We start from the raw sequence: 24,248 nt of genomic DNA on the forward strand, positions 1-24,248 counted from the left end.
CGGGCCGATCTGCCCTCTCTGACGCCAGGAGGAAGAGCAATGACCCGGCAGCATCGCCAAGCGCTTCTCACCCCACTGCTCGTTTCGTCAGTCGCACTCGCTCCTGCCGCCGCAGCCCACGGGACTACGCAGGTGCAGCAGAACGCCATCTCCGCCGCCCCCATCGCAACGTGCGCCCTGGTGGAGGGCGCAGGCGAGGCAGGCCGGCCCACGTACAACCTGGAGCTCGACGGATTCACCAAGAAGGGGAAGGTGAAGATTTCCACCGAGGGGCACGGCAGCTCAACCCTCAATGTGTCCCGGGGAAAGGCCACCGCGAAAAACGTGCCTTACGCCGAGTACACCGCCAGCCAAAAGAGAGGCCAGTCCGTAACATGCACCACGGTTCCCAAGGAGCCCGCAGGTGAGAACCCTCCCGGAACAGCCCCGGACGTCAGCAAAGTGGACTTGTCATCCGACCCTACGGGGATTGTCGATCTGAAGTGCGATGCCGCAGCGAAGATCATCTTCACCGGCAACATCACGACCTCGGGACCAGGAGTCGTCAATTACACCTGGAATGTCTACGACGGCACAAAGGTGAACCGGACCGAAGAATTCGACAAGGCGGGAACCCGGCCAGTCTCCTTCACTTCCACAATTCCCGTCGGGAAGGCAGGGGACATCCGGGTTGTCGGTGCGTGGATCACCATCCTCAACGACACCACGACGTCCAACGAGGCGAAGGCCGTCGTCACATGCATTGCATGAGCGGCGTCGGCGGTGGGCGATGACAGCGGCGCCCCCAGCCATCCTGCGGGCGGCTGAAGCGGCCGGTCGCCAACTGGGCCGCGACCGCGTCGGTGACCGCTCCCGGGCTCCCGCCGTCACGTTCCCGTAACGCCCCCACAGCCAGAATGGAACCCCAGCTGCTGCGGGGACGCCATCTCGTTCATCAGGGACTTTCGCAGCAGGAGGAATCATGAGAACTCGGTTCGTCCGCCGGGCTGTGGCCATCTCCGTGATTGCGGCTTCCGTCGGCTTCGGCCCCGCCCTGCCCTGGCCTGCGGCAGCGGCGGTTCCACTCGTCTGTACCGTCTCAGCCGACCCGACCAATCCGGGCAAGGTCAGAGTTATAGGCAACTCTCCCGGGATTTTCTATCTTTACGACGCAACCGGCAAGCTTGTGGATGCGGTCGGGGCTCCAGACGGCTTCTTCATAGTCGCCAATCTGCCCGAGGGCGAGTACAGCGTTGCCAGAGACCTGGCGAATGACGCCCCAAAGGTGACGTGCACTCGGGTAGCCGCGCGCCCACCCCAGACCGACACGAAAGCCGATCCGCAGTCGCCGGCATACGAGAGCGGCTATCGCAAGGGAAAGACCGAAACCAAGAAGACCTGCAAGGTGGTCCCGCCCAAGACGACGATGTACGACCTCAACTGGCAGGCAGGCTACGAAGCCGGATCCGCCGACGCCCTCAAAAGCCGTGCATGCACCAAAAAGACCGACCCGGACTGAGGCGATCCTGTCGGATGCTGGACTGTTCGGGCCCGGTGCCCTGGCCAGCGAAGGAGCCGACGTTACGGTAAGCCGTCAGACAGCTACGGCGGTTACTTCATGGCCGGGCAGTGTTGCGGCGTACGCTTCGATGTCGTCCTTGTCGGACGTCATCACGACGCCGCCACCGTGAGCGACCGCGATGAGAACAGCCAGCGCGTCCACGGGATCAGGCCGCTTCTTCGGCGGCAGCACGGCGCCGCCCAGTATGTCCCCCAACGTCTTCCAGTGCTCGACGCTCAACCCTCCGGCGCACGGCAGGCAGCGCGGCAACAGCTCGCCGACGGGCATACCCCGTGCCGCCGGATGAACGAAGACCTCGCCGAGGAGTCGTTTCCAGGCGTAGGCGGTCTTCGGACTCGTCCGGTACGCCTGCGACAGCGCAGGGCCGGGCACGATCGGGAGGTGACCCCCGGCGGCGACGAATCCGGCATGCCTGGCTCGGGCTCTGCGGTCCTGGTTGACGAGTGCGATCAGCATGCCGGTGTCATAGACGACAACACTCACGCCGCCTCCTGGCCGCGCTGGACCCGGCCGAGGATGGCATCGACATCCGCTTGCTCCTCTGGGGTCAGCTCCAGGCCGTCCGTCCAGGTGTCGGTGGTGTCGGCGTGAGCCTCCGCCTCCGCCCTTGCCTGCTCAAAGTGTGCAAAGAGCTTCTTGACGCGATCCTGCTGATCCATTTGTGCCTGCGCGGCAATGGTGAGGAATGTGGATACGTCAAGCCCGGCCTCGGTGGCGTGCTCCTTGATCCGGTCGCGGATCTCGGGGGGCATGCTGATCGAGAAGCGTACAGTCGCCATAGAAGGAGCGTAACACCAGGTGTTACCGGCGCGGATTGCAATCAGAGGGTCGTGACGACTCCGCCGTCGATGACGAAGTCGGAGCCGGTGACATTGCCCGCACGTTCGCTCGCCAGCAGGAGTACGAGATCGGCGACCTCCTGCGGGCGGCTGAAGCGGCCGGTCGCCGACTGGGCCGCGACCGCGTCGGTGACCGCTTCCCGGCTCCCGCCGGCCGTCGCGGCGAGGGTGGTCGCCAGGCCCTGCTCGCCCAGCCAGATGTCCGTGGTGACGGGGCCCGGGGTGACGGTGTTCACGCGGACACCGTGGGGGCCGAACTCCTTGGACAGGGCCTTGCTGAAGCTGGCGAGAGCCGCCTTGCTCGCGCAGTAGTCGATGAAGGACGGGTCCGGCAGACGGGCGCCGACCGAACCGATGGTCACGACGGCGCCAACCCCGCGGTCGATCAGGTGCGGCAGGGCCGCGCGCGTGGTCCGGACCGCGGACATGAGGTTGATCGTCAGGGTCCAGGTCCAGTCTTCGTCGCTGACGGAGAGGAACCCTCCGGTGCGCGGCTGGACAGCGCCCACGTTGTTGACGAGCACGTCCAGCCCGCCGAAGAGGGAGACCGCCTGGTCGACCAGGTGCGCGGGCCCGTCGGGCGTGGCGAGGTCCACCAGCACGGGACGGACATCCGCGCTGTCCGCCAGTTCGGAGAGCGGCCCCGTGAGCGTGCGGGCGGCGGCGGCCACGCGTACGCCTTCGGCGGCGAGGGCCCGCGTGACCGCCAGGCCAATACCCCTGCTCGCGCCTGTCACCACGGCGGCCTTGCCCGACAAACCCAGGTCCATGACCTCAGCCTGTCCAAGGACGGCCGGTGCGGCGAGGTGCGGTGGACCGTCAGGGTCACGCCGTCACGTTCCCGTCACGCCCCCACGGCCACAATGGACTGTTCCCTCGACCGGGAGGTAGACGGATGAACTGGCGTCGTCGTCTCGCGCTCTTCGCACCGCTGTTCGTCCCCTCGACCGCGCTCGCTCCGGCCGTTTCCGCGGAAGGGGCAGTCCTACCCCGGCCGACGTGCGTGCTGGTGGAGGGTGCGGCCGATCAATCCGGCAACACCACGTACGACATAAAGCTGTCAGGGTTCACGCCCAACAAGTATGTGGAGGTCGCCTCGAAGAAGCAGAAGATCAGTATCAGCGGCACAACATCGGAAGCGGGGGATTTCTCGCACACGGGTGTGCCGTACGGCAACTACGTCGCTGTCGCGTACAAGGACCTGAAGAAGCCCGAAACGACGAAGCCCCTGAAGTGCTCCAAGCCCAAACAGGAAAAGGGCAAGGGTAAGGACAAGAAGGGCGACATCAATAAGGAAGCGACCGTTACGGCCGTGGCTCTGAACCTCATCGCAAAGACTGTGGTGGTGGAGGAGGGGAAGGTTCGCCTGGCCGTAGTCGGGCCCGAGGTGACGATCAATACGTCAACCGCCGGAAAGGTCACCTACAGCTTCGATGTCCGCGTGGACCCCCCATCGGGAGGGTCAGGCACCACGACGGTCACGTTCAACGAACCGGGATCCAAGACGGAGAGACCGGGCGCGCCCGGGGTGACAGCGGGCTGCGCGACTCCCGGTCAGGTGATCGACTACACGGGCAAGGTGGAGATCACCAGCGGCCCGTCAAAGGGCATGCTCGACGAGAAGAAGGGTCAGATCACCTGCGAGTAAACGTCCCCGGTCTTGAGGGCGGTGACGAAGGAGGTCCAGGCGGTGGGGGCGAAGAGGACAGCGGGGCCGGTGGGGTTCTTGCTGTCGCGGACGGGAACGCAGGCGGGGCAGGCGTCGTTGACTTCGAGGCAGTCGCCGCTGCTGCCGCCGCTGTGGCTGGACTTGCGCCAGGCATCGGCGAAGGCGTCGCTGACCTCCAGGCAGTCGCCGCTGGTGCCGCCGCTGTAGCTGGACTTGCGCCAGGCGGGCAACACCGAGGCGTCGGGAATCATGTGCTCAGCGCGCTGCATGCTCGTATTCCTCCGCGACGGACCTGATGAGGGCAAGGGACTTGCGGTGCGACAGGGCGTCGCCCAGGGCCTGATCGTAGGCCACCTGGCATTCACGTACCACGGACGGAAGTTCCCAGACCCTGCCCGTCTTCAACGTTTCCACGTAGGCGATGGGCGGGAGGTCCTCGAACCACATCAGTTCGACGAGCCCCTCCAGCATGGCGTGATAGCCCACGTCGAAGGGGAGTACGTGGACGCGGATGCGACGACTCTCCCCCAACGTCACGATGTGACGCAGCTGTTCGCACATGACCACCGGGCCACCAATGGGGCGCCGCAACACTGCCTCGTCCAGCATCGTCCAGACCACGGGTGAGTCGAAGTTCTCGAGTATGTGGGCACGTTCCAGGCGGGTGACGAGGAGCTTGTCACGTGCCTCGTCGCTCCTGGGCTTGGAGCCGGAGCTCAGCACTTCGCGCGCGTACGCCTCCGTCTGGAATCGCTTCCGCCGAGGAGGCCGAGGAGGTGCGGGCGTGGCTGCGGGCGAAGCAGGCACGGTACGGCGGGCGATGGTGAGCCACACGTTCGAGTGAAGTCACGCTGTGTATAGGCATGTTGGCTGTACGGTGAGCGCAAAGCGGCCCCCGCGCTGGTTGCGCCCAGCAGCGAGGGCCTTCACCGCGAGTGCTGACAAAGGAGCACCCGGAATGCTTCGTCATGTTATCCCGCCTGCCCGCTTCTACCTCTGATCTTGTGCAGTGCTCCGTCCTTTAGGGCGGAGGTGAAGCGCATCCATGGCCCGGAGGCGCGAAGCGCCGGAGTTCGCCGCGTCTCCGGTGTGACGGTCAGACGGGCCGTTTCTGGTTCGCGATGTACCGCTTGACGACGGTCAGGGGTGCGCCGTCGCATGAGCCTGCGAAGTAGGAGCCGGACCAGAAGTGTCCGCCCCACAAATACCGCGCAGCGCGTGAGCATGGCGTCCGTCATGGCCTTGCGCCGGTACTTGGTGACGAAAACCAAGTGGACATGCAGGTTGTGGACGACGTGACGGCCGGTGCGTACGTCGGGGTTTGGATTCCACCTCGGTGACATGAACCAAACGATAGAGTGATCGCGTGAACTCAGAACTCGGCCTGGTGAAGCGGCAGTTCGGGCATCGCGCCCGTCTGGCCCTGTCGCCTGCCGAGATCCGGGCCGTGGACGATCAGGCGCACGCGGCCCGCACCATGTGGAACTGCCTGCACGCCTGGTGGCAGATGATGCCGAAGGAGAAGCGGTCCCTGACCGCCGCGGACACGGCGATCCGGCAGGCCCGCAAGGACATCGACTTCCTCGCGGCGCTCCCCGCGCAGGCCGCTCAGGCGGTCCTCAAGACGTACTTCCAAGCCTGGAAGAACTGCTGGGACGGTCGCGCCGACGAGCCGAACTTCAAGGGCCGGTTCCGGTCGGTGATGTCAGTGGACATCCCCCAGGGCCGCGACCTCCAGATCAAGCGCGTCCACCGCCGATGGGGCGTGGTCAACATCCCCAAGATCGGACGCGTCCGCTTCCGCTGGACCAAAGACCTGCCCGTCGGTAAGCAGGCGAACAGCGACAACCGGATCACCGGAGCCCGGCTCGTCAAGGACAGCCTGGGCTGGCACATCGCCTTCCGGATCACCACCCTGGACCGCACCCCCGAACCCCACCCGGGACCGGAGGTCGGCATCGACCTCGGCGTCACCATCCCCCTCGCCCTCTCCGACGGCAACCACCACGACCACGGCCGCCCGCCCCGTCTCCCAAACGGCACCTCCGACCGGGACAAGTGGATGAACCCCGACGAGAAGGCCAAGCTCCTCCGCCTGGAACAGCGGGCCGCACACCGCAACACCTTCCGCAAGCCAAAGGAGAAGACCTCCCGACGCCTGCACCGCACCTACGACCAGATCCGAGCACTGCGCGCAAAAGCCACGCGCCGCAGCATCGACTGGCAGCACAAGACCACCACGACCCTCGCCAAGCAGTACAGCGTGATCGTGGTGGAAGACCTGCACATCACGAACATGACCAAGTCCGCGAAGGGCACCGTCGACAACCCGGGAACCAACGTCAAGCAGAAGTCCGGCCTCAACCGCTCCAGCCTCCAAGAGGCATGGAGCCGCACCGTGACCATGCTGACGTACAAGACCACCCGCAACGGCGGCACCCTGGTCAAAGTCCCCGCGCCCTACACCTCCCAACGCTGCTCCGCGTGCGGCTTCCTCACGCCCGGCAGCCGGGAAACGCAGGCCCTGTTCGTGTGCAAGAACCCCGACTGCGGATGGACCGGCAACGCCGACCACAACGGAGCCCGGAACGTCTTGCACCAGTACCGGATCGGCCACGTGGCGATCCCGGCTGCCGGGAGGGCAGTCGTCAGGCGCACCCGCGGCGTCAAGCCCGCCACCGCAAGGTAGACGGGAATCTCCTTCCTCAGCTTGCGAAGGGAGGAGAGCACTTCAATCGCAGGTTCCGAACGACCTCAACGACCTCATCCGCCATCCGCGTCTGAACTCCGACGCCGGCTTCTCACCTGGCAGCTGTCGCTCCCCGCCGACAAGCATGAGTCCCTGTCTACGACCGCCGAGCGCGCTGGGATCAAGCCGATGGCCTTCCAGCGGGCGAAGCAGCAACTCGTGGACGAGGGCTTCGTCCACGAGTGGAAGGAGCAGGGGGCGGGCGGGCTCTGGCGGACGCAGCAGCTGGCGTCCAATGTGCCGCTGAGCGCCGAGGAAGTCGCCACATTGCGGCAGGTCGCACTGACAGGCCCCCTTCAGACCGCCGGTGAGCCGGAGGCCCGGTCCGTCGATCGCCATCCAGATAAACACCCGAAGGAGAACACCTCCAACCCTCCCCCGCCGGAGGCGCCGGAGGTGTCCGCGGCGGAGGCGCCGGAGGTGTCCGCGGCGCCCGAGGTCCCCGATGGACCTCCCGCCCCCGAGCCCGGTGACCACGCCGCCAGGGATCTCATCGAGCAGCTACGGGACCTGGATCCCCGGCTACGCGTGCCACGCGGCATGCTCAGCGAGCTCGCGGCTCTCGCCGCGCAATGGCTGCGGTGCGGGCACAGCGCCGACGGCGTACGGGCCGCGATCGGGCACGGTCTGCCCGCCGCCGGGCAGACCATCCACCGGCCCGGCGGGCTGCTGCGGTACCTGCTCAGGCACGTACCGCCCGTCCCTGCCGCACCTCCCCCGCCCCGGGTCGCCCTGATGCGCGAGTGCACGGGCTCGCACACCCAGCCGTGCCTCTTCCGGCCCGTGGCCGACGAGGAGCTGTGCCCGGAGTGCCGCCGTACACGCGCGGAGGCGGCGGCGACCGGGGCCGCACCCATGAACTCCCTGGCAGCCCTGCACGGGGCAGCGGCTGCGAGGGCCGCAATGAGAGGAGCATCGTAATATGACGTGTTACGCTGAAAGCGTGGCTAAGACTCGCATCTCCATCAGCTTGGATCCTGCCGACGCAGAGCTGATCCGGAAGGTCGCGGCGGAGAACGGACTCGACGTGTCCGCTTTCCTCGTCATGGCCGGTCGCAAGGAGGCCGCGCGGCTCGCACGAGTGGCTGAGGCCTGGGCCGACATCGACGCCGCGATCGCCGCAGTCGATGCCGAGGCGGAGACCATCGAGTGGCCGCCGCCAGACCTGGATCCGGACGAGATCGCCCGCGGCGAGGCCGAAGTCGCCGCGGCGCGCGCCGAGTCCGCTCGCCGCAGCGCTGGGACGGCTCGTCGCAACGGTGGTGCCGCCGCATGAACCTGGGCTGCCCCACCTGCCCGGACCAGGGCACGCTCGGCGACGCGGTGTATGACGCCGGGATGCTGATCGCCCTGGCCGACAAGTCGCCGGCTCGCGCGTTCGGCCGTCATCGCAAGTTCGCGAGCAGCGGTCGTCCGGTCGTTCCCGCGCCGGTCGTCGCCCAGGCGTGGCGTCTCGGTGCCAGACGTGTGTATCTCGCCCGCGCGCTCAAGGAGTGCGCCATCGTGTGCTGCTACACGGCCGCCGAGTGGCACCAGGTCGGGGAACTCATCGGGCAGGCGGCGCTGCCCGCCAAGAAGCGTCCCGACCCCATCGACGGGCTCGTCGCTCTCACAGCCCAGCAGATCGGGGCGACTGCCGTCGCCACGTCCGACCCGGACGACATCCAGGTGTACCTCGACCAGCTCCCGGGCACCCGGCGCATCGTCCCTGTGCGGGTCTGACGACAGTCGCCGGCCGTCACCGGTCCCGGGTTGGATCGGGCTCCGGTGACGGCCGACAGACCGGTGGTCCGAGCGGCTGATCCGCCGCCGCGCATTCATCGCAGGGTGAGCGGAATCTCGGATTCGAGGCCGGACAGTTTCTCCGGGTTGCGGACGAAGTAGAGGCCGGTGATGCGGGCGTCCTCCATGCGGATCGTCATGATGCCGTCGAGCTCGCCGTCCAGGTGGACGAGGAGGGCCGGGTTACCGTTGACGACAGTGGGACTAAGGGCGAATGTGCGTCCGGCCTTGGCGGTTCCGCCGACGATGAGGCGGGCCACCTTGTCGGCGCCGATGATCGGCCGCAGGGCGGCCTGCTTGATGCCGCCGCCGTCGCCCATGTAGACGACCTCGGGGGCGAGCACCTTGAGGAAACCCTGAAGGTCCCCGGTTTCGAGCGCGCGCTGGAGCGACTCCAGAGCCGCTTGGGTCTCGCGCGCGGAGGCCACCCGGCGGGGGCGGCGGGCATCGACGTGCCGGCGGGCGCGGTGGGCGATCTGGCGGACGGCGGCCGGGGTCTTGTCGACGGCGGCCGCGATCTCGTCGTAGCCGACATCGAAGACCTCGCGCAGCACGAACACCGCCCGCTCGGTCGGCGACAGCGTTTCGAGGACGAGCATCATCGCCGTCGACATGCTCTCGGCGAGCTCCACCTCCTCGGCCACGTCCGGCGCCGTGAGCAGCGGCTCGGGCAGCCAGGGGCCGACGTACGCCTCCTTGCGGCGCTGCATCGTGCGCAGGCGGTTGAGCGACTGCCGGGTCGTGATCCGGACGAGGTAGGCGCGGTGGTCGCGCACCTGCTCCAAGTCGACCTCGACCCAGCGCAACCAGGTCTCCTGGAGGACGTCCTCGGCATCGGCAGCCGAGCCGAGCATCTCGTAGGCGACGGTGAAGAGCAGGTTGCGGTGGGCGACGAAACTCTCGGTCGCCGGGTCGTTGGCGTGCTCGCTCATATCTCGGACCCCTGCGTTCTCGGACGGCCGTGAGCTTCGATGGTCTTCAAGGTCTTCAAGCGTGTATCCACAGCGCGGTCCCTTTCGTTGGCGGCCATTCGGTCCGACAAGTTGATCATGATCCGTTGCTGAAAGGGCCGTTGTTGAACACATGCGTGCGGCGGCGCCCCGCGCTATGCGCGTCGCCGCACGACATCCTTCCGGATCCGTCGCGGTCGGCTCGGAGCGGATCGACTCTCTAGGCTGCCCGTTCGGCGGTGACCTGCGCCTCGCCGCGCTTGGCCTGCAGCAACTGCTGGCGCTTGGCGCCTCCGGAGACGTTGTGCAGGCTGTACCCACCGGGCTTGTGCGCCTCCTCCGCCAGGTGCTTGACGACGCCCTCGCACACGAACTCCTTGAGCTTCGCGCCGGGGCGGCCGGCGACGTGGAACCACACCGCGGCATCGGACTTGTCGGCGAACTGGAAGATGCCGTCGCTCCGACCCAGGCTGATGCACTGGCCGGCGAACCGCTCATTGAGGTTCTCCGGTCGCTCACCCGCGATCCGGGCCAGCACCGTGTCCGCGGCCCGCGCGCCCAGCGGCATCGCCGCCTGGCAGCTCATCCGCAGCGGCAGGCCCGACGGCGCCGCCGAATCCCCGGCCGCGAGGATGCGCTCGTCGTCCACGCTGGTCAGCGTCTCGTCCGTGAGCAGACGACCCAGCTCATCGGTGCTCAGCCCACTGCGCGCGGCCAGATCCGGCACACCGAAACCAGCCGTCCAGATCGTCACCTCGCTCGGCAACTCGCGGCCACCGCCCAGCCGCACGGCATCGCGGGTCACCGCCGTCACCTTCGCGTCGGGTCCTTCGAGCACGGTCACACCCAGCCTGGCCAGCCGCTTCGCGACCGAACGCCGACCGCGCGCGTGCAGGTACGGGCCGAGAACCCCACCGCAGACCAGAGTCACAGCCCGACCCGCCTCCGCCAGCTCGGCAGCGGTCTCGATACCGGTCGGACCGGCCCCGACCACCGTCACCGGCGCCGTCGCGGACGCCGCGTCGACGACCGGCCGCAGGCGCTGCGCCTCCTCCAGCGTGGCGATCGGGTAGGCGAACTCGGCCGCTCCCGGCACCGACGGGTCGGCGCTGCCACTGCCCAGCGCGTAGACCAGGTAGTCGTAGCCGATGGTGCCGCCCGACGCCAGCGTGACACTGCGGCCGACCGCGTCGATCCGGGTCACGGTGTCGACCACCAGCCCGACCCCCTCGGCCAGGACCTCCCGGTAGTCGACGACCGCGTCGTCGGACCCGCCCACCAGCTGGTGCAGACGGATCCGGTGGACGAAGGTCGGACGCGGGTTGATCAGCGTCACCGTCACGTCGTCGCGCTGCGTCAGGCGATTGGCCGCCATGACACCGGCGTAACCGCCGCCGATCACGACCACATCGGTGTTCTCAGCCATGGTGTCTCCTCCGCTTCAAGGGGTTCGGACACAAGACACCGCGTGGCCGATCACTGTGACAGCCTGTGAGGCAGGTCACTCCGAGGGCGTGGCGGAGCGGGGACAGCCGGGCGTGCGTACGCCCGAGCCCCCGCCCGGAAGTCGGGGCGGGGGCTCGGGCGATCCGGGCAGTCGGGCCGGTCAGCCCTCGCCGTCGAGCGCGATCGTCTGGGTACGCTCGGCCGGGGTCTTCCCGCGGAGCGCCTTCTGCATGGCCTGGGCGACGTCGTCGACCGACAGCGGGTGCTTCTTGCCGTCGCCCTTGGTGATCTGGATGCCGTCGAAGGTGCCGTCGAGCAGCTCCTCGATCGCCTTCTTGTCGTAGACCTCGACCAGACGGCCGTCGATCGCCTTCATGGAGAGGATCTTCGGCAGCGATCGCGCGGGGCCGAAATCGATCTGCTTGCCGCCCGCCTTGATCGTGATCAGGCCGGACATGGCGGGCGCGGCGAACTCCCTCATCGCCCGGTCCAGTTCGGTCTTGGTGATGGTGGGCTCGCGGGTGCCGAGGGGGAGTTCGACCTCGTTGGCCTTGCCCGTCTCGACCTGGGCGCGGTACGCGTCCTTGACCGAGGTCATCGACTTCAGGATGTCGAGGGACTGGCCCGCCTTGCCCGGTACGGCGACGGCCTTGTTCGGCTCGAACTTGATCGTGGCCTCGGTGGCGGAGCCGGAGCTGCCCGCCAGGTCACTGAGGGCGACCTGGAGCTTCTCCTCGTCGACCGGGATCACCGGCTGGGCGACGCGCTCGCCGCCGAAGAGGGAGCCGATCACCGAGACCGGGTTGTAGTCGCTGCCGGAGGCGGCGCGGACGGTCGCCTGGCTGTCCAGGCCGAGGCCCGCCTTGTCCGGCGCGAGCTGCTCCTTCTTGTCGCCGACCGTGAGCTGGAGCGGGGTCGAGGCGCGCTCGCCGAGGGCGGCTTCGAGCTTGGCGACGCCCTGTTCCGTGGTGCCGCCGCCGATGTCGACGCCGAGCACCGTCGTGCCCTTGGGGACCTCGGAGTGGTTCATCAGCAGCCCGGCGCCGTACGCGATGCCGAGCGCGCCGAACGCGCCCGCACCGGCGAGGACGAGCTTGGAGCGGCCCTTCTTCGCGGGGCGGGACGACGACGAGGGCGCGGGGGCGGGCGCCGATGGCCGGGCCTGTGCCTCCGCCGTGGGCGACGCGGACGGCGACGGCGCGACGCGGGCCGAGCCCGCCGCGCCGGGGAAGTCCGGCGTGGAGAAGCCCTCGCCGGGGCCCTCGGACGGCCAGGGGCCGGTGCCGGTGCCCGGACCGCCGCCCGGCGCGAACGGCGACTGGTGGTCCGACGGGACCACCGGGATGCCGCTGGTCAGTGTGTCGCCCGAGACATTGCCACCCGGCGCGGTCAGCGGACCGGGGCCGTGGCCGGGGCCCGGGGCGGGCTTCTGCGGCGTCAGCTCGGCGGTGTCGTCGCTCATCCGGGGCGCACCGGCGCCCGGCGCGAACGGCGAGGTCCCGGAGGGCGGCGCGAACGGGGAACCGTCAGCGGCCGGCGCGAACGGCGAGCTGTCGGCCGCCGGTGCGAACGGCGAGGTGCCGGTGGCCGGACCCGTCGTGGGGCCGGACGGACCGCCCGGGGGGCGCAGACCGAGCTGGGGCGTCGGGCGCTCCGGAGCGAAGCCGTTGCCGGAGCCGTTGGCGGAACCGTTCGCCGGACCCGGCGCGGAGCCGGACGGGCCACCGGGCCCGAAGCCGTTCGCGGAGCCGTTCGCCGATCCCGCGCCGGACGGGCTGCCCGGTCCCGTCGGCCCGGGTGCCCCCGAGTCCGCCGCGAGGTCGCTGAGCGCGCTCCTGGGGCGCTGCCCGGCGCCGGTCGGCGGCGCGGACTGGCTCGGCGCAGGCGGCGGGGTCGGCTCGCCCGGCGTCTCCGGCGGCGCCGCCGCCGGAGTCTTGCGCGGCGCGAACCACGAGCTGGCCTTCTCCTCGGCCGGCTTCTGCGCCGGGGCCGAGGCCTCTTCACGCGCACCCGCCGCACCAGCGGCACCCGCACCGGGCGCGTCCGCCGCCGCGGGGCGCGGCACGCTGCCCGTACGCTCGCGCGCGTCCACGTCGCTCTCGCTCATCGGCGTACGCATGACGACCGGCGGGATCGGCCGCGAGCCCGGAATGTTGATCCGGATGCGGGTGGTCAGCGTGGTCTCGGTCCTGGGCTCGTCCGACTCCGGCGCGGACGCCGGTTCGGCTCTCTCGTCCGGAGCGTCCTGCGTGGGGTGCAGCGACGGATACTGGCGGGATCCGTACGGCGGTGTCCCCGAGGGATACGCGGCTCCGCCGCGCCCTTGCGGGCCGGAGGACGAACTGTCAGTTTCACGACTCAAAGCAGGTTCTCCCGGTTGGCTCCGCCGCCCGTTCTTACTGGTGCTCACTGCTGCGGGCGGCTCGGCGGCGCGCACCACCATACTGGCCGCTGCCGAAACGTACCCGGCGACTACGGGAAGCGACGTTCGGTCTGCCCTACGGGCACCGGCTCATGCCGAGGTCATTTCGGCCGTAGATGGGGCACGTCACTTGCCAAGTCGACCGGATCCTCCGCCCGGTTGCGGCAACCGCGCCATGGTGGCACAGATCACAGCCACCACCATTCCGCCCAGCAGGAAGACGATCTCACCGAGCCCGCCGGCGAAGAGGCCGTCGCCCTCCGGCCGTCCGGCGCTCAGCAGCAGGACCGCGGCGAGCCAGCCCGCCGCCGGGGCGAGGACGCCGATCTGGGTGCCGGTGGCCCGCAGCCCGCCGTAGAAGAGACCGGCCGTGGCGAGCAGCGCCAGCAGCAATCCGGCCGGGAACCAGGCGGCTTGGACCAGCGAACCGGCCGCTCCGACGAAGAAGCCGAGGACGATGAGGGCGACATATGCGGCGATCCGTCCCGGTTTCGGGGGCCTGGTGAGCCAGGCTCCGGTGTCGGTCATTGCGCCACTCCTTCGGTTCCTTCGATGCCTTCGATGCCTTCGGCCCCTGCGACCCCTGCGACCCCCGCATCGCCCGCGATGCCCGCGATGCCCGCGATGCCCGCGATGCCCGCGAACAGATCGCGCTCGCGCTCCCCCTGGGGGGCGCCGGACTCACCGCGGACCAACTGGTAGTACTCGGTGGTGAACACCGGCTGGCCGAGGTCGTTGGACAGCGCGAAGAACGGGCCGTCCACCACGATTTGGGTGGCATGGGCGCGCATCGCGGCCGCCTTCCGGTCCGCGTAGGCGGAGCCGTCGATCTCGGTGGTGATCTCCGCTTCGTCCACCACGCCAGGAATGTCCTTGATGTCGGCGATGCCCGGGAATCCCGCGTCCGCCGCCCGCAGTCGGGCGAAGGCCTCCTCGGCCACCGACCGGGGCACACGGTTCCAGTAGATCTTGGCGATGGTGTGCGGCTCGCCCAGGTCGCGCCGGAAGGCGCGCTCGGCGGCGAGGTCGGCGGCGCGCATCGCGACGCGGTGCGCCTGGATGTGGTCGGGGTGGCCGTAACCGCCGTCGGGGTCGTACGTGATGAGCACCTGCGGCCGGACCGTACGGATCGTCTCGACGAGGTACGCCGCGGCGTCGTCCACCTCCGTGTTCCAGAACGCGCCCTCGCGGCGGTTCTGCGGCACGCCCATCATCCCGGAGTCCCGGAACCGGCCGGGGCCGCCGAGGAAGCGGTGGTCGGTGACGCCCAGCTCGGCCATCGCGGCCGTCAGTTCACCGACGCGGTGCGCGCCGAGGCCATCGTCCTGGCCGGCCTCCAGATGGGCCAGCTCGGGCGGGATGACCTCGCCCTCCTCACCGAGGGTGCACGTCACCAGAGCGACGTGGGCGCCCTCGGCGGCGTACCGCGCCATGGTGGCGCCATTGTTGATCGACTCGTCGTCGGGGTGCGCGTGCACCAGGAGCAGACGACGAGAGGGGAGGTCCGTCATGCCACCAGCCTACGAGGCCCTCGCCGGACCCCGGGAACGTGAGGCCGGACACCTCCTAGAACTTGAGGCCGCCGATCATGCCCGCCACGCTCGTGGTCATCTGGCTGATCGTGGGGGCCATCGAGGAGCTCGCCAGGAAGAACCCGAGCAGCATGCAGACCGCCGCGTGACCCGCCTTCAGCCCTGATTTCTTGACCAGCAGGAAGACGATGATCGCCAGCAGCACCACCGCCGAAATCGAGAGTGCCACGGCGGTTCACCTCCACAGATATTCGGTCGGTAACGAGCAGCTTGCATGTGCCGGAGGAGTCATACCCACCTAGCGCTACGGATCATAACTATCCGCCCCCACGCATCGATCGGTGCACGGCAGCACATGGGGGCGCACAGCACTAGATTCGGCCACATGACTTCGAGGCAGAAGCTCTCCTCCGCCCCTTCGGCGCCGATGTCCTTCCCGCGCCAGTACGCCCGCACACAACGGTTCACGCTCGGCGCGCCGCGCGCGTTCACCGTGTCCCCTGACGGCTCCCGGGTGGTCTTTCTCCGGTCCCCCTCGGGGACGGAACGCGCCTACCGGCTCTGGGTCCTGGACCTGGACGGCCCGCCCGGGCAGGAGGCGCGTGAGCGGGTCGCCGCCGACCCGGACGTCCTGCTGGGCGGGGCGGTGGAGGAGCTGCCCGCCGAGGAGCGGGCGCGGCGCGAGCGCAGCCGTGAGGGGTCCGGGGGCATCGTCGGGTACGCCGTGGACCAGGCGGCGGAGTTGGCGGCCTTCGCGCTGTCCGGGCGGCTGTTCACGGCCGAGCTGCGGGCCGGGACGGCGCGTGAACTGCCCGCCGCCGGGCCGGTGGTCGACCCGCGCCCCTCGCCTGACGCGCGGTACGTCGCGTACGCGGCGGGAGGCGCGCTGCGGGTGATCGGCGCGGACGGGGACGGGGACCGGGCGCTGGCGGAGCCGGAGGACGCGGGGACGACGTACGGTCTGGCGGAGTTCGTCGCGGCCGAGGAGATGAGCCGCTCGCGCGGCTTCTGGTGGTCGCCGGAGTCGGACCGGCTGCTGGTGGCGCGGGCCGACGTGGCGCCCGTACAGCGCTGGTGGATCGCGGATCCGGCGCATCCGGACCGGGAGCCGGCGGGGGTCGCGTATCCGGCCGCGGGGACGCCCAACGCGGAGGTGCGGCTCTACGTGGTGGGCCTCGACGGGGCGCGCACCGAGGTGCTGTGGGACCGGGTGCGGTACCCGTATCTGGCGCGGGTGCACTGGTCGTCGGCCGGGGCCCCGCTGCTCCTGGTGCAGAGCCGGGACCAGCACACGGCGCTGTACCTCGGGGTGGACGCGGAGAGCGGTGCGACGCGGACGGTGCACGTCGACGAGGACCCGGTGTGGGTGGAGCTTCCGTCGGGGGCGCCCGCGTGGGCTCCGGACGGGCGGCTGGTGCGGATCGCCGAGGAGGGCGGCGCGCGGGTGCTCGCGGTCGGGGACCGGCCGCTGACCGGGGCGCAGTTGCATGTGCGGGCGGTGCTGGACGTCGGGGACACGGATGTCCTGATCTCGGCGTCGGCGGGCGAGGACGCCGCCGCGCCGGAGACCGGGGAGATCCATGTGTACCGGGTCAGTGAGCTGGGGATCGAGCGGGTCTCCGAGGGCGTGGGGGTGCATTCCGCCGTGCGGTCGGGGCCGGTGACGGTGCTCTCGTCCGCGCGGCCGGACGTGAGCGGCGCGGTGGTGCGGGTGCTGCGGGACGGGAAGCCGGTGGCCACGGTCGGGTCGTATGCGGAGAAACCGGTGCTGAGCCCCCGCGCGCGATTCATCGAGGGGGGCGCACGGCGGATTCCGTGCGCCGTCCTGCTCCCCTCCGGCCACCAGGAGTCGGACGGCCCGCTTCCGGTGCTCCTCGATCCGTACGGCGGCCCGCACGGCCAGCGTGTGCTCGCCGCACACAACGCCCACCTCACGTCCCAGTGGTTCGCCGAGCAGGGTTTCGCGGTGGTCGTCGCGGACGGGCGCGGGTCCCCCGGGCGCTCCCCCGCCTGGGAGAAGGCCATCGAGGACGGCTTCACGCACACGCTGGACGACCAGGTCGAGGCGCTGCACGCGCTCGCCGGATCCGGGCCGTTCGCCGGAACGCTGGACCTGGGGCGGGTGGCGATCCGCGGCTGGTCGTACGGCGGATATCTCGCCGCGCTGGCGGTGCTGCGCCGGCCCGACGTGTTCCACGCGGCGGTCGCGGGCGCGCCGGTCGCGGACTGGCGGCTGTACGACACCCACTACACGGAGCGCTATCTCGGCACGCCGCAGGAGCGGCCCGAGGTGTACGCGGCGAACTCCCTCGTCACGGACGAGGGGCTGGCCGAACCGGCCGAACCGGCCCGACCGTTGATGATCATCCATGGGCTGGCGGACGACAATGTGGTGGCGGCACACAGCCTGCGGCTGTCGTCGGCGCTGCTCGCCGCTGGCCGCCCCCATGAACTGCTGCCGCTCAGCGGGGTCACCCACATCACTCCTCAGGAACAGGTCGCCGAGAACCTGCTCCTGCTCCAGGTGGACTTCCTCAAGCGGGCGCTGCGCATGCGCTGAGGGACAAACCCATGTCACCAGCCGGGCGGGAGGGAAGAGGGCGGAGGCGGACCGTGAACGGCGGGGCGCTGCACCTGCGGCAGCGCCCCGCCGGACCCGTCGCCCGCCCCCCTGCGGGCCAGCACCAGCAGGGTCACGGCGCCCGCCGCGCATTCGAACAGCAAGCTCGCAACGGCGAGTTGCTCGGGGACCGCCAGTTCGCCGAGCCGGGACGGCAGGTCGGCGCGGATCATGAGCGACAGGCCGGCGGCGCCGCTCGCGGTGAGGAGTCCGGCCGCGGCGAGGCCCAGCGGCCGGGAGTGGACACCACGGAAGAGGGCACCGGCCGCGGCGGCGAGGGCGATGAGGACGAGGACCGCGGACAGCCAGCCGGGCGGGGTGCCCAGCAGGGGCATCGGCAGCGACGCGCTGCCGCTGAACCGGTCGAGGTAGGCGCGTGCCGGGATCTCCGTGGTCCAGTACACCTCCCAGGCGGCGCGGACGGCCGCCGCCGACGCGAGCAGCAGGAAGGCGGTGGCGGCGGCCCGGCGGGAGGGGCGCGCGGGCAGGTCGGTCCGGTGCGCCGGGCGGCGGCCCGCCACCGCCGTGATGAGCAGTGCGGCGGCCATGCCGAGCACCGCGAAGGTGCACAGCAGCGCGCGGCTGCGGAGTTCGTCGGTGGCCCGCAGGTCCATCCAGGTGGCGGCCACCATCCAGAGCGCGGGCAGCCGTACGGCGAAGGTGACGACCGAGGCGGTGAGGAGCACGGAGGGGGCGACCGACGCGCGCAGGGCGGCGATGCCCGCGACGACGTATCCGATCAGCAGGACGGGGTCGTGGAGCGTGGTCGTGACCTGGCGGCCGGGAGGAGGACCGCCACCTGCCCACGACCACCTGAGGGCGAGCGGATCGTCGACGGCGCGGAAGTCCCGGACGATCCAGGCGGCGGCCAGTGCGGCGAGCGCGGCGCATAACGCGGCGCCCGTGAGGCGTGCTCCCCGTGTGAGTGTCACCCGAGCGATACTGGCGGACCCGCGGCGGACATGCGACCGGCCGGGACGACATGGTGCGCCCGGCCGGTCCACGGCACCCGCACGGCCGTACGGTGCTCAGCCTGACGCGTTCGCATATCGCCGCCGCGTCCGGCAAGTTGCCTGAAAGTTAACGAATGCGAGGGGTGTTCACCCGGACATGTGACCTCATGCCGCCGGGGCCACGTCGCGCCAGTAGCCGAGGGCGTTCACCCGGTCCTTGGGGACGGCCAGGTCCTTGCGGACGTACGAGGTGAGGGCGCGGGTCGTCGCGGCGTCGCAGGCGATCCAGACGTACGCGTCCGACGGGTCCCCGAGCAGGGCGGGGAGCGCGGCCCTGACCTCCTCGACGAGGTGCGCCCCGGCGTCGCGGCGGGGAATCCTGCGCAGCTCGTGGTGCGGCGAGCCGTCCCGTACGGGCAGATCGGCGTCGGACTCGTGCGGGGTCTCGAACCAGATCGTGGCCGGGGTCCCGGGCATCGCGCCGAGGAGCGAGTTGATCGCGGGGAGGGACGCGGGGTCGCCGATCACGATCAGCCGGGAGGGCAGCGGATCGGGCACGGCGAAGCCGGTGCCCTGGACGGTGGCCTCGATGGTGTCGCCGGGCTCGGCACCGCGGGCCCAGTCGCTCGCACGGCCGTCGTGCAGGGCGAACTCCAGGCTGAAGGTTCCGGCGGCGGGGTCGGGGTCGACGAGGGTGTAGGCGCGCTGGTGCGGCTTGCCCGCGTTCTCGAACCAGAGCCGCACCCACATGGTGGGGTGCACTCCGGTCGCGGCGAGCATGCCCCCGTCGGTGAGGTGGACGCGGCGGTACCGGTCGGTGACCTGCTCCGATCCGGTCACCGTGAACGCGAAGTCCTTCCCCCGCATCAGTTTGAGGACGACGCCCTCCCAGCCATGACCCACCGTGCTCTCCTCCCCTGCGCCCCGGTTAAAGTTAGGCCAGCCTAACCTACTAAAGGAGAGTGCCGGCGTGAAGGTCGAGGTCTATCGCGACGCGTGGGGAATCCCGCATCTGCGCGCGGGCAGCGCAATCGAACTCGCGTACGCCCAGGGGTACAACGCGGCCGTCGACCGTGCCTGGCAGCTGGAGGTCGAGCGGCACCGGGCGCAGGGGACCACGGCCGCGTTCCTCGGCACGGAGGCCGTCGCCTGGGACCGGTTCGTCCGGCAGGCGCGCCTGGAGGACACCGCGCGGCGCTGCTACGAGGCGCTCGACGAGGACACCCGGGTGTGGGTCAGCGCGTACGTCGACGGGGTCGACGCGGGCCTCGCGGAAGGCGCCGCCGCCGCGCCCGAGTTCGCGGCGGCCGGGCTGGTCCCCGGAAGCTGGCGGCCCTGGACGCCCCTCGCGGTCTGGCTCTCCACGCACATCCTGTTCGCCGGCTTCCCCACCAAGCTCTGGCGCGAGGAGGTCGCCCGGCGCCTCGGCGACGAGGCGATCGACCTCTTCGCCACCGACGGCCCCGGCACCTCCGGCTCCAACGGCTGGCTCGTCACCGGCGCCCGCACCCGCTCCGGCGCCCCCCTCATCGCGGGCGACCCGCACCGCTTCATCGAGGACCCCGGCGTCTACCAGCAGATCCACCTGGTCTGCCCCGACTTCGACGTCGTCGGCCTCGCCGTCCCCGGCGTCCCCGGCCTCGCCCACTTCGGCCACACGGGCGGCGTGGCCTGGGCGATCACCAACGCCATGGCCGACTACCAGGACCTCTACCGCGAACGCCTGCGCCGCACCGCCGACGGCATCCAGGCCCTCGGCCCGGACGGCTGGCACCCGGCCACCCACCACACCGAGACCATCGAGGTCGCGGGCGGCGAACCGGTCGAGATCGACGTCATCGAGACGCGACGGGGCCCGGTGATCATCGGCGCCGCGCCGGACGCCGCCGGCGCGGCCGAAGGCCGGGGCACGAGCGGGCACTCGGCACCGGGCAGCCACCCAGCGGCGGCAGCGAGCGGCGCGTCCGTCGCCCGGGCCATCAGCCTCCGCTACGTCCCCCGCGTCACCGCCGACCTCGGCTTCGCCGCGATACCCGCGCTGCTCAGGGCCCGGACCGTAGCGGACGTCGACCGGGCGTACGAGCGATGGGTGGAGCCCGTGAACGTCGTACAGGCCGCCGACACGGCCGGCGGCCTGCTGCACCGGACCGCCGGGCGGGTGCCGGTGCGCAACCACGAGAACCGGATGCGGGTGGTCGACGCCTGGGAGGAAGGGCACGAGTGGCAGGGGTGGCACGAGCCGATGCCCCGTGCCGAGGTCGAGGACGTCGCGGTCATGGCGAACGCGCGCGCCCTCGCCGCCCCGCTCGGGGTGGAGTTCGCGCCGCCGCACCGCGCCCAGCGGATCCGCGAGCTGCTGCGCGGGGCCGCGTCCTGGACCGCGCCGGAGATGGCGACCGTCCACACCGACACGCATCTGGCGTCCGCGAAGCCCCTGCTGGAGCTGGTCGCGGAGCTGAAAGGACTCGCTCCGGAGGCCGCCGAGCTGCGGGAGCGGCTGCTGTGCTGGGACCGGCGGATGGATGCCGACAGCACCGTCGCCGCCGTGTACGCCGCGGTGCGGTCCGCGGTCGTACGACGCATCGCCGCGCACCCGGAACTCGCCGCGCTCGCCGGGCCGTTGCCGTACCCTGCGGTCTTCCAGCCGTGGCTCGTCCCGGTCGTGAAGGTCGCGTACGCCCTGGAGGGGCTGCTCACGACCCGTCTGCTGCCGGGCATCGACCGGGCCGCGATCGTCCGGGCGGCGGTCGAGGAGGTCGCCGCGGAGCCGCCGGAGGCCACCTGGGGCGAGCTGCACCGGCTCGCGCCCTGGCAGGCCCTTCCCGGCGTCGTGGCGAACGAGGAGTGGCCGGGGCTGCCCGGCGACCACGACTGCGTCCTGTCCACGTCCAGCGTTCCCGGCCTCACCGACCTCAGCGCGCGCGGGCCCGCCGCCCGCTACGTGTGGGACCTCGAACGGCGCGAGAACAGCCTGTGGGTGGTCCCGCTGGGCGCCCGCGGCGTCCCCGGCGACGCCCACCACCGCGACCAGCTGCCGCTGTGGCTGCGCGGCGAACTCATCCCCGTCATCACCGACTTCGACAAGCTGACCGAGGAAACCAATGACCACTGACCCCACCGTCGTGTACGAGCGGAACGTCGACGAGCTCGGGACCACGACCGTCCGGCCCCTGGCCCCCGAGCGCGACATCGACACCGTGCACGCCTGGGTCACCGAGGAGCGCGCCCGCTTCTGGGGCATGGGCGGAGCGAGCCGGGACGAGGTCCTGGAGATCTACCAGCACCTGGACTCCCTCACCACCCACCACGCGTGGCTGGTGGAGTGCGAGGGCCGCCCGGTCCTGCTCTTCCAGACCTACGAGCCGGAGGCCGACCGGGTCAGCGAGTGCTACGGCGTCGAGCCCGGCGACATCGGCGTCCACCTGCTGATCGGCCCCTCGGCGGGCGCCCCGCGCCCCGGCTTCACCGCCGCCCTGCTGTCCGTCCTCACCGGCTTCGTCTTCGAGGACCCGCTGGTCCGCCGGATCGTCGCCGAGCCGGACATCCACAACGAGAAGGCGATCGAGCGACTGGCCCGTACGGGCTTCGAGCTCGGTCCCGAGATCGTCCTGCCGGAGATCATCCTTCCGGAGGTCTTCCTGCCGGAGAAGAAGGCCCGGCTGGCCTTCCTGCACAGGAACTAGCAGGAGAAGCCATCAGGCGCTAGGGGGTGGTGTCGTCCGTCGGCACCACCCGCTTCTCCTCGGCGAAGTGGCACGCCGAATCGTGCTTCGCCGGGCCCTCGCTCAGCCGGAAGACTTCCGGAACCGCCAGTTCCGGCACCTCCAGCGCGCACCGCTCCCGGGCCTTCCAGCAGCGCGTACGGAACCGGCAACCGGACGGGATGCTCGTCGGGGACGGTACGTCTCCGGACAGGATGACCCGCGTCCGGTGCGCCCGCGCGTCCGGGTCGGGCACCGGGACCGCCGACAGCAGCGCCTGGGTGTACGGGTGGGTCGGATGCTCGTAGATCTCCTCCTCCCTGCCGATCTCCACGATCCGGCCCAGGTACATCACCCCCACCCGGTCCGAGATGTGCCGCACGATCGACAGGTCGTGGGCGATGAAGACGTAACTCAGGCTGAAGTCCTTCTGCAGCCGGTCCAGCAGATTGATCACCTGCGCCTGCACGGACACGTCGAGCGCCGACACCGGCTCGTCCGCCACGATGATCTCCGGCCGTAGCGCGAGTCCGCGCGCGATGCCGATGCGCTGCCGCTGGCCGCCGCTGAACTGGTGCGGATAGCGGTTGATGTACTCGGGGTTGAGGCCGACGACGTCCAGCAGTTCCTGGACCCGCTGCCGCCGTGAGCCCTTGGGGGCGACCTCCGGATGGATCTCGTACGGCTCCCCGATGATGTCGCCGACCGTCATGCGCGGGTTCAGCGAGGTGTACGGGTCCTGGAACACCATCTGGATGTTGCGCCGCACCGCCTTCAGCGCGCGCCCGGACAGCTTGGTGATGTCCTCGCCCTTGTAGCGGATCTCGCCGCTCGACGGCCGCTCCAGATGAACCAGCATCCTGGCGAGGGTGGACTTGCCGCAGCCGGACTCGCCGACGATGCCGAGGGTCTCGCCGGGGAAGAGGTCCAGATCGACCCCGTCGACCGCTCGGACCTCCCCCACCTGCTTCTTGAAGACGATTCCCCGGGTGAGCGGATAGTGCTTGTGCAGCCCGCGCACTTCGATGATCGGCTCGCTGGCCCGCTCAGCCACGGAGGCACTCCCTCCAGAAGAAGCAGGCGCTCCCCCGGTCCCGGCTCACGTCGAACAGCTCCGGCTCGTCCGTCACGCACACGTCCTGGGCCAGCGGGCAGCGCGGATGGAAGGCGCAACCCGGCGGAATGGCCATCAGATTCGGCGGCAGGCCCTTGATCGCGTACAGCTCCCGGCCCTTCTGGTCCAGCCGGGGAATCGAGTCGAGCAGCCCGCGCGTGTACGGATGGGCGGGCGCCTTGTAGATGTCGTGGACGGGGGCGCTCTCCACGATCCGGCCCGCGTACATCACCGCGATCCGGTCGGCGACGTCGGCCACGACCCCGAGGTCGTGGGTGATGAGGATGAGGCCCATGTTCAGCTCGCGCCGCAGTTCGGCGAGCAGGTCCATCACCTGGGCCTGCACGGTCACGTCCAGCGCGGTCGTCGGCTCGTCCGCGATGATCAGGTCCGGCTCCAGCGCCAGGGCCATCGCGATCATGATGCGCTGCCGCATTCCGCCGCTGAACTGATGCGGATACTGACCGACGCGTTCCCTGGCCGCCGGGATGCGGACCCGGTCCATCAGCTCGACGGCCTTCGTCCTCGCGTCCTTGCGGGACATCCCCCGGTGCACGGTGAACATCTCGCCGAGCTGCTCCCCGACGGTCAGCACCGGGTTGAGCGCGGACAGGGCGTCCTGGAAGATCATCGCCATCTCCGCACCACGGATCCCGCGCCGCTCCTCCTCCTTGAGTTTCAGCAGGTCCCGGCCCTTGAACAGGATCTCGCCGCCGGTGATCCGGCCCGGCGGAACGTCGAGGATGCCCATGACGGCCTGGGCGGTGACGGACTTCCCGGAGCCGGACTCGCCGAGCACGGCGAGGGTCTCGCCCGCGTCCACCGAGTAGCCGACGCCGTTGACGGCCTTGGCGACTCCGTCCCGCGTACGGAATTCCACGTGCAGGTCTCGTACGTCGAGCAGCATGGC

Annotated in this window: 25 protein-coding genes and 2 pseudogenes; 10 read left to right on the top strand and 17 right to left on the bottom strand. The window is 70.5% G+C overall.

Going from position 1 to position 24,248, the window contains the following annotated elements:
- Nucleotides 1-132: 132 nt before the first annotated feature.
- Both ABT342_RS00530 and ABT342_RS00535 read left to right on the top strand, forming a co-directional pair.
- The gene (locus tag ABT342_RS00530) at nucleotides 133-750 is read left to right on the top strand and encodes a hypothetical protein (protein ID WP_351564792.1); all 618 of its coding nucleotides are present in this window, start codon (nucleotides 133-135) and stop codon (nucleotides 748-750) included.
- Between the two features lie 211 nt (nucleotides 751-961).
- Nucleotides 962-1,498, top strand: a complete 537-nt coding sequence (locus tag ABT342_RS00535; RefSeq protein ID WP_351564793.1) for a hypothetical protein — start codon at nucleotides 962-964, stop codon at nucleotides 1,496-1,498.
- A gap of 75 nt (nucleotides 1,499-1,573) precedes the next feature.
- Here ABT342_RS00535 and ABT342_RS00540 read toward each other — a convergent pair whose 3' ends face one another.
- The 3 genes from ABT342_RS00540 to ABT342_RS00550 are packed head-to-tail and all read right to left on the bottom strand — an operon-like array spanning nucleotide 1,574 to nucleotide 3,170.
- On the bottom strand, nucleotides 1,574-2,044 hold the full coding sequence (locus ABT342_RS00540; RefSeq protein ID WP_351564796.1) for a hypothetical protein: 471 nt from the start codon (nucleotides 2,042-2,044) through the stop codon (nucleotides 1,574-1,576).
- Nucleotides 2,041-2,340, bottom strand: a complete 300-nt coding sequence (locus tag ABT342_RS00545; RefSeq protein WP_351564799.1) for a hypothetical protein — start codon at nucleotides 2,338-2,340, stop codon at nucleotides 2,041-2,043. Before ABT342_RS00545 ends, ABT342_RS00540 begins: the two co-directional genes overlap by 4 nt.
- Nucleotides 2,341-2,381: 41 nt before the next feature.
- Nucleotides 2,382-3,170, bottom strand: coding sequence for an oxidoreductase (locus ABT342_RS00550; RefSeq protein ID WP_351564802.1), 789 nt, complete (start codon nucleotides 3,168-3,170; stop codon nucleotides 2,382-2,384).
- Between the two features lie 125 nt (nucleotides 3,171-3,295).
- Here ABT342_RS00550 and ABT342_RS00555 point away from each other — a divergent pair, with 125 nt between their 5' ends.
- Nucleotides 3,296-4,048: a hypothetical protein gene (locus ABT342_RS00555; RefSeq protein WP_351564805.1), complete on the top strand. Its 753-nt coding sequence runs from the start codon at nucleotides 3,296-3,298 to the stop codon at nucleotides 4,046-4,048.
- Here the strand turns inward: ABT342_RS00555 and ABT342_RS00560 are convergent.
- From ABT342_RS00560 to ABT342_RS38170, 4 genes and pseudogenes are all read right to left on the bottom strand, one after another.
- Entirely contained in the window at nucleotides 4,030-4,338 is a 309-nt protein-coding gene (locus ABT342_RS00560) for a DUF397 domain-containing protein (RefSeq protein WP_351564808.1), read from the bottom strand. The two genes, ABT342_RS00555 and ABT342_RS00560, sit on opposite strands and share 19 nt — an antisense overlap.
- Nucleotides 4,325-4,903 (bottom strand): DUF5753 domain-containing protein, encoded by a 579-nt coding sequence (locus ABT342_RS00565; RefSeq protein ID WP_351564811.1) that lies wholly within the window; start codon nucleotides 4,901-4,903, stop codon nucleotides 4,325-4,327. Before ABT342_RS00565 ends, ABT342_RS00560 begins: the two co-directional genes overlap by 14 nt.
- A gap of 262 nt (nucleotides 4,904-5,165) precedes the next feature.
- Nucleotides 5,166-5,273: pseudogene (locus ABT342_RS38165) on the bottom strand (transposase); the annotation flags it as partial.
- A gap of 7 nt (nucleotides 5,274-5,280) precedes the next feature.
- A pseudogene (locus tag ABT342_RS38170) lies at nucleotides 5,281-5,412 on the bottom strand (IS200/IS605 family transposase); the annotation flags it as partial.
- 23 nt (nucleotides 5,413-5,435) lie between these two features.
- Here ABT342_RS38170 and ABT342_RS00575 point away from each other — a divergent pair.
- From ABT342_RS00575 to ABT342_RS00590, 4 genes are all read left to right on the top strand, one after another.
- Complete coding sequence (locus ABT342_RS00575) at nucleotides 5,436-6,758, top strand: RNA-guided endonuclease InsQ/TnpB family protein (protein WP_351564814.1); 1,323 nt, start codon at nucleotides 5,436-5,438, stop codon at nucleotides 6,756-6,758.
- Between the two features lie 189 nt (nucleotides 6,759-6,947).
- A complete protein-coding gene (locus ABT342_RS00580; protein WP_351564817.1) occupies nucleotides 6,948-7,739 on the top strand; it encodes a hypothetical protein in 792 nt (263 codons plus the stop codon).
- Nucleotides 7,740-7,761: 22 nt separating this feature from the next.
- The gene (locus ABT342_RS00585) at nucleotides 7,762-8,094 is read left to right on the top strand and encodes a hypothetical protein (protein ID WP_351564820.1); all 333 of its coding nucleotides are present in this window, start codon (nucleotides 7,762-7,764) and stop codon (nucleotides 8,092-8,094) included.
- Entirely contained in the window at nucleotides 8,091-8,540 is a 450-nt protein-coding gene (locus tag ABT342_RS00590) for a type II toxin-antitoxin system VapC family toxin (protein ID WP_351564822.1), read from the top strand. Before ABT342_RS00585 ends, ABT342_RS00590 begins: the two co-directional genes overlap by 4 nt.
- A 95-nt stretch (nucleotides 8,541-8,635) precedes the next feature.
- Here the strand turns inward: ABT342_RS00590 and ABT342_RS00595 are convergent, their stop codons facing one another.
- From ABT342_RS00595 to ABT342_RS00620, 6 genes are all read right to left on the bottom strand, one after another.
- A complete protein-coding gene (locus tag ABT342_RS00595) occupies nucleotides 8,636-9,532 on the bottom strand; it encodes an RNA polymerase sigma-70 factor (protein WP_351564825.1) in 897 nt (298 codons plus the stop codon).
- Between the two features lie 238 nt (nucleotides 9,533-9,770).
- Entirely contained in the window at nucleotides 9,771-10,976 is a 1,206-nt protein-coding gene (locus tag ABT342_RS00600; protein ID WP_351564828.1) for an NAD(P)/FAD-dependent oxidoreductase, read from the bottom strand.
- Between the two features lie 180 nt (nucleotides 10,977-11,156).
- Complete coding sequence (locus tag ABT342_RS00605; protein WP_351564831.1) at nucleotides 11,157-13,358, bottom strand: hypothetical protein; 2,202 nt, start codon at nucleotides 13,356-13,358, stop codon at nucleotides 11,157-11,159.
- Nucleotides 13,359-13,544: 186 nt separating this feature from the next.
- Nucleotides 13,545-13,946, bottom strand: coding sequence for a DUF6113 family protein (locus ABT342_RS00610; RefSeq protein ID WP_351564834.1), 402 nt, complete (start codon nucleotides 13,944-13,946; stop codon nucleotides 13,545-13,547).
- A complete protein-coding gene (mshB, locus tag ABT342_RS00615) occupies nucleotides 13,943-14,929 on the bottom strand; it encodes an N-acetyl-1-D-myo-inositol-2-amino-2-deoxy-alpha-D-glucopyranoside deacetylase (RefSeq protein WP_351564837.1) in 987 nt (328 codons plus the stop codon). The genes ABT342_RS00610 and mshB overlap by 4 nt, the downstream gene beginning before the upstream one ends.
- A gap of 55 nt (nucleotides 14,930-14,984) precedes the next feature.
- The gene (locus tag ABT342_RS00620; RefSeq protein ID WP_351564840.1) at nucleotides 14,985-15,179 is read right to left on the bottom strand and encodes a hypothetical protein; all 195 of its coding nucleotides are present in this window, start codon (nucleotides 15,177-15,179) and stop codon (nucleotides 14,985-14,987) included.
- Nucleotides 15,180-15,335: 156 nt separating this feature from the next.
- Between ABT342_RS00620 and ABT342_RS00625 the strand changes: the two genes are divergently transcribed.
- On the top strand, nucleotides 15,336-17,510 hold the full coding sequence (locus tag ABT342_RS00625; RefSeq protein WP_351564843.1) for a S9 family peptidase: 2,175 nt from the start codon (nucleotides 15,336-15,338) through the stop codon (nucleotides 17,508-17,510).
- Nucleotides 17,511-17,524: 14 nt separating this feature from the next.
- On the opposite strand, the gene ABT342_RS00630 is transcribed toward ABT342_RS00625, so the two are convergent.
- Entirely contained in the window at nucleotides 17,525-18,502 is a 978-nt protein-coding gene (locus tag ABT342_RS00630; protein WP_351564846.1) for a hypothetical protein, read from the bottom strand.
- A 186-nt stretch (nucleotides 18,503-18,688) separates the two neighbouring features.
- Entirely contained in the window at nucleotides 18,689-19,426 is a 738-nt protein-coding gene (locus tag ABT342_RS00635; protein ID WP_351564849.1) for a siderophore-interacting protein, read from the bottom strand.
- Nucleotides 19,427-19,493: 67 nt separating this feature from the next.
- Here ABT342_RS00635 and ABT342_RS00640 point away from each other — a divergent pair, with 67 nt between their 5' ends.
- Nucleotides 19,494-21,635 (top strand): penicillin acylase family protein, encoded by a 2,142-nt coding sequence (locus ABT342_RS00640; RefSeq protein WP_351564852.1) that lies wholly within the window; start codon nucleotides 19,494-19,496, stop codon nucleotides 21,633-21,635.
- On the top strand, nucleotides 21,625-22,206 hold the full coding sequence (locus tag ABT342_RS00645; protein WP_351564854.1) for a GNAT family N-acetyltransferase: 582 nt from the start codon (nucleotides 21,625-21,627) through the stop codon (nucleotides 22,204-22,206). Before ABT342_RS00640 ends, ABT342_RS00645 begins: the two co-directional genes overlap by 11 nt.
- Before the next feature lie 19 nt (nucleotides 22,207-22,225).
- Here the strand turns inward: ABT342_RS00645 and ABT342_RS00650 are convergent, their stop codons facing one another.
- Together ABT342_RS00650 and ABT342_RS00655 are read right to left on the bottom strand one after the other, a co-directional pair.
- Nucleotides 22,226-23,278: an ABC transporter ATP-binding protein gene (locus ABT342_RS00650; RefSeq protein WP_351564857.1), complete on the bottom strand. Its 1,053-nt coding sequence runs from the start codon at nucleotides 23,276-23,278 to the stop codon at nucleotides 22,226-22,228.
- Nucleotides 23,271-24,245 carry an ABC transporter ATP-binding protein gene (locus ABT342_RS00655; RefSeq protein WP_351564860.1) on the bottom strand — a complete coding sequence of 325 codons (975 nt, stop codon included), beginning with the start codon at nucleotides 24,243-24,245 and terminating at the stop codon, nucleotides 23,271-23,273. Before ABT342_RS00655 ends, ABT342_RS00650 begins: the two co-directional genes overlap by 8 nt.
- Nucleotides 24,246-24,248: the final 3 nt, after the last annotated feature.

Origin of the sequence: Streptomyces sp. NPDC000410, assembly GCF_040300305.1 — a bacterium.
Taxonomy (GTDB): Bacteria; Actinomycetota; Actinomycetes; order Streptomycetales; family Streptomycetaceae; genus Streptomyces.

Bases quoted from the DNA above. Each gene is read 5' to 3' on its own strand.
- ABT342_RS00645 (WP_351564854.1), top strand. From the start codon at position 21,625: ATGACCACTGACCCCACCGTCGTGTACGAGCGGAACGTCGACGAGCTC.
- ABT342_RS00560 (WP_351564808.1), bottom strand. From the start codon at position 4,338: ATGCAGCGCGCTGAGCACATGATTCCCGACGCCTCGGTGTTGCCCGCC.
- ABT342_RS00610 (WP_351564834.1), bottom strand. From the start codon at position 13,946: ATGACCGACACCGGAGCCTGGCTCACCAGGCCCCCGAAACCGGGACGG.
- ABT342_RS00595 (WP_351564825.1), bottom strand. From the start codon at position 9,532: ATGAGCGAGCACGCCAACGACCCGGCGACCGAGAGTTTCGTCGCCCAC.
- ABT342_RS00625 (WP_351564843.1), top strand. From the start codon at position 15,336: ATGACTTCGAGGCAGAAGCTCTCCTCCGCCCCTTCGGCGCCGATGTCC.
- ABT342_RS00600 (WP_351564828.1), bottom strand. From the start codon at position 10,976: ATGGCTGAGAACACCGATGTGGTCGTGATCGGCGGCGGTTACGCCGGT.
- ABT342_RS00590 (WP_351564822.1), top strand. From the start codon at position 8,091: ATGAACCTGGGCTGCCCCACCTGCCCGGACCAGGGCACGCTCGGCGAC.
- ABT342_RS00545 (WP_351564799.1), bottom strand. From the start codon at position 2,340: ATGGCGACTGTACGCTTCTCGATCAGCATGCCCCCCGAGATCCGCGAC.
- ABT342_RS00550 (WP_351564802.1), bottom strand. From the start codon at position 3,170: ATGGACCTGGGTTTGTCGGGCAAGGCCGCCGTGGTGACAGGCGCGAGC.
- ABT342_RS00655 (WP_351564860.1), bottom strand. From the start codon at position 24,245: ATGCTGCTCGACGTACGAGACCTGCACGTGGAATTCCGTACGCGGGAC.
- ABT342_RS00580 (WP_351564817.1), top strand. From the start codon at position 6,948: ATGGCCTTCCAGCGGGCGAAGCAGCAACTCGTGGACGAGGGCTTCGTC.
- ABT342_RS00555 (WP_351564805.1), top strand. From the start codon at position 3,296: ATGAACTGGCGTCGTCGTCTCGCGCTCTTCGCACCGCTGTTCGTCCCC.
- ABT342_RS00535 (WP_351564793.1), top strand. From the start codon at position 962: ATGAGAACTCGGTTCGTCCGCCGGGCTGTGGCCATCTCCGTGATTGCG.
- mshB (WP_351564837.1), bottom strand. From the start codon at position 14,929: ATGACGGACCTCCCCTCTCGTCGTCTGCTCCTGGTGCACGCGCACCCC.